3 protein-coding genes are annotated in these 3,661 nt (G+C 63.5%); all 3 read left to right on the top strand.

The genetic code is table 11. The features are described from left to right. Nucleotides 1-1,637, top strand: a 1,637-nt coding sequence (locus Q0D45_RS21260; RefSeq protein WP_293397843.1) for a glutamate synthase-related protein, incomplete at its 5' end; no start/stop codon positions are given. A 50-nt stretch (nt 1,638-1,687) separates the two neighbouring features. Continuing rightward, the gene (locus Q0D45_RS21255) at nt 1,688-2,251 is read left to right on the top strand and encodes a hypothetical protein (protein WP_293397840.1); all 564 of its coding nucleotides are present in this window, start codon (nt 1,688-1,690) and stop codon (nt 2,249-2,251) included. A 63-nt stretch (nt 2,252-2,314) separates the two neighbouring features. Continuing rightward, nucleotides 2,315-3,661 (top strand): glutamate synthase subunit beta (locus tag Q0D45_RS21250; RefSeq protein WP_293397837.1); only part of this gene is annotated, 1,347 nt, incomplete at its 3' end.

Here is a 3,661-nt window from a genome sequence, read left to right as displayed (position 1 = left end):
TGCCGGGTGTCGGTCTGATCAGCCCGCCGCCGCATCACGACATCTACTCGATCGAGGATCTGGCGCAGCTCATCCACGATCTGAAGAACGCCAACGACAGGGCGTCGATCTCGGTCAAGCTGGTCGCCGAAAGCGGCGTCGGCACGGTGGCCGCCGGCGTCACCAAGGCCAAGGCCGATCATCTGGTGATCGCCGGCCATGACGGCGGCACCGGCGCATCGCCGTTGTCGAGCGTCAAGCACGCCGGTGCGCCCTGGGAACTCGGCCTGGCCGAAACCCAGCAGACCCTGGTGCTGAACGGCCTGCGTTCGCGTATCCGGGTCCAGGCCGACGGCCAGATGAAGACCGGCCGCGACGTGGTCATCGCCGCGATGCTCGGTGCCGATGAAGTCGGCTTCGCGACCGCGCCGCTGGTCGTCGAAGGCTGCATCATGCTGTGCAAGTGCCATCTGAACACCTGCTCGGTCGGCGTCGCGACCCAGGATCCGGTGCTGCGCAAGAAGTTCGCGGGCAAGCCGGAATACGTCGTCAACTTCTTCTTCTTCGTCGCCGAAGAAGCGCGTCAGCTGATGGCCCAGCTCGGCATCCGCACTTTCGATGAACTGATCGGCCGCAGCGATCTGCTCGACAAGTCCAAGGCGATCAGCCACTGGAAGGCGCAGGGCCTCGATTTCTCGCGGCTGTTCTATCAGGCGCCGACCGAGCCGGGCGAACCGGTGCGCCACACGCTGACCCAGGATCACGGCCTCGACAAGGCGCTCGACAACAAGCTGATCGCCCATGCCCGCGCAGCCCTCGACAAGGGTGAGCAGGTGTCGTTCATCTCGCCGGTCAAGAACCTGAACCGTACGGTCGGCGCGATGCTGTCATCCGAAGTCGCGCGCCGCTACGGCCACGCCGGCCTGCCGGACGACACCATCCACATCCAGCTGCAGGGCACGGCCGGCCAGTCCGCCGGTGCCTTCCTGGCGCACGGCATCACCCTCGATCTGGTCGGCGCCGGCAACGATTACGTCGGCAAGGGTCTGTCGGGCGGCCGCATCATCGTGCGTCCGAACACCGAATTCCGCGGCTGGGCGGTCGACAACATCATCGTCGGCAACACGGTGCTGTACGGCGCGATCGCCGGTGAAGCCTTCTTCAACGGCGTGGCCGGCGAACGCTTCGCGGTACGCAACTCGGGCGCCACCACGGTCATCGAAGGCACCGGCGATCACGGCTGCGAGTACATGACCGGCGGCACCGTCGTGGTGCTCGGCGAGACCGGCCGCAACTTCGGCGCCGGCATGTCCGGCGGCATCGCCTACGTCTACGATCCGGACGGCAAGTTCGAATCGAAGTGCAACATGGCGATGATTGCCGTCGAGCCGCTGCTGATCAAGAGCGAGCAGGAAGCCAATGTCGACCGCGCCCTGTGGCACAGCCTGGAGCGCAACGGCAAGAAGCAGACCGACGAAGCGATCCTCCGTTACCTGCTGGAACGACATTTCAAGCACACCGGTTCGACACGAGCGCGTAATCTGCTGGACGACTGGACGAACAGCCGCAAGAAGTTCGTCAAGGTCGTCCCGCATGAGTACAAGCGCGCGCTCGGCGAGATGGCTGCAGTCGCCAAAAAGGACGCAGTCCCGGCCTGAACCCCATTGGGGCCCAAGTCGGAAAACTCGATCGAAACCGGAGTGTCGCGATGAAGCGGATCTTGAAGCTGGCTGCCCCTGTGGCAGCAGTGCTGGCTGCCTTGATGTCGGCGGGACCGGTTGCAGCCGAGATGCTGACGCGTCCCGGTTTCTTCAGCGTCGATGTCGAAGGCTGGGAGCAGCAGCCCGGCGACAACCGGGTGATCTTTGCCTGCAAGGACTGCGGCTCGCCGGTGCAGATCCAGATCGACTACGGCCCCGAACTGCCGAAGGAAGCCGAGTACCAGACCAACGACGAGTTCCTGGCCCGGCTGAAGAAGGAAGATGCCCAGCGCCAGTTCGCCAGTCTGCTGATCGAGCAGAGCGTGCCGGATGGTGTCGAGCTGAAGTACGACATCCAGAAGACCAGCTTCAGCAAGGTCGGCGGTCTGAAAGTGTTCGAGTACTCGGCCTTGATCGCCACGGCGCCGAAGGAAACGCGGGACAGCACCATCATCGGCCTGCAGCATCACCGGCTGATGAAGCTGACCTTGAATCATTACGACGACGCGCTGACACCAGAAGCCGGCGCGCGGATCAGCGCCTTCTTCAAGAGTCTGAAGTTCCTGCTGTAACGACGCGCCACAAGCAGTCAACACGCTGCCAACAAGCCGAACTGAAATATCGAGACGCACACCATGGGCAAGACCACAGGCTTCATCGAATACACGCGCCAGAAGGAGAGCTATCTCCCGGTTCCCGAGCGCGTCAAGAACTACAAGGAATTCGTGCTCGTTCTCGAGAACGAGAAAGCCAAGACCCAGGCCGCGCGCTGCATGAACTGCGGCACGCCGTTCTGCATGACCGGCTGCCCGGTGAACAACATCATTCCGGACTGGAACGATCTCGTTTACACCAACGATTACCGCAACGCGCTCGACACGCTGCACTCGACCAACAACTTCCCCGAGTTCACCGGCCGCATCTGCCCGGCGCCCTGCGAAGCGGCCTGCACGCTGAACGTCAATAACGACGCCGTCGGCATCAAGTCGATCGAAAACTTCATCATCGAGAAGGGTTGGGAAAACGGCTGGGTCGTGCCGCAGCCAGCCACGATCAAGACCGGCAAGAAGATCGCCATCGTCGGCTCCGGCCCGGCCGGACTCGCCGCCGCGCAGCAGCTCGCGCGCGTCGGCCATGAAGTGACGGTGTTCGAGAAGAACGATCGCGTGGGCGGCCTGCTGCGCTATGGCATTCCCGGCTTCAAGCTCGACAAGGCCAATGTCGATCGCCGGATCGAACAGCTGAAGGCCGAAGGCATCATCTTCCGCACCGGCGTCTATGTCGGCGCCGGCAAGCTGGGCACGATCACCAACTGGTCCAAGGAAACCATTGCTCCGGATCAGCTGAAAGCAGATTTCGACGCCGTGCTGCTGACCGGCGGCTCCGAGAACCCGCGCGATCTGCCAGTGCCGGGCCGCGAGCTGAAGGGTATCCATTTCGCGATGGAGTTCCTGCCGCAGCAGAACAAGATCGACGCCGGCGACAAGCTCAAGGCCCAGCTGCGTGCCGATGGCAAGCACGTGGTGGTGATCGGCGGCGGCGACACCGGTTCCGATTGCGTCGGCACCTCGAACCGTCACGGCGCTTCCAGCGTCGCCCAGTTCGAACTGCTGCCGCAGCCGCCGGAAACCGAGAACAAGCCTATGGTCTGGCCGTACTGGCCGACCAAGCTGCGCACCTCGTCGAGCCATGAAGAAGGCTGCGAGCGCGACTGGTCGGTGGCCACCAAGCGCTTCGAAGGCTCGGGCGGCAAGGTCGAAAAGCTGGTTGCCTGCCGCCTCGAATGGAAGGACGGCAAGATGACCGAAGTGCCGAACTCCGAGTTCGAGATGAAGGCCGATCTGGTGCTGCTGGCGATGGGCTTCGTGTCCCCGGCAGCGACGGTGCTCGAAGCCTTCGGCGTCGACAAGGATGCCCGCGGCAACGCCAAGGCGACCACCGATGGCGACGGCTGCTACAAGACCAATGTCGACAAGGTATTC

Source organism: Nevskia sp. (assembly GCF_023266035.1).
Lineage (GTDB): Bacteria > Pseudomonadota > Gammaproteobacteria > Nevskiales > Nevskiaceae > Nevskia.
The sequence above is the reverse complement of the archived record's forward strand: the minus strand, read 5'-3'. Positions and strand labels throughout refer to the sequence as shown.

Excerpts from the sequence above, each read along its gene's own strand:
- Q0D45_RS21255 (WP_293397840.1), top strand. The coding sequence starts at position 1,688 with ATGAAGCGGATCTTGAAGCTGGCTGCCCCTGTGGCAGCAGTGCTGGCT.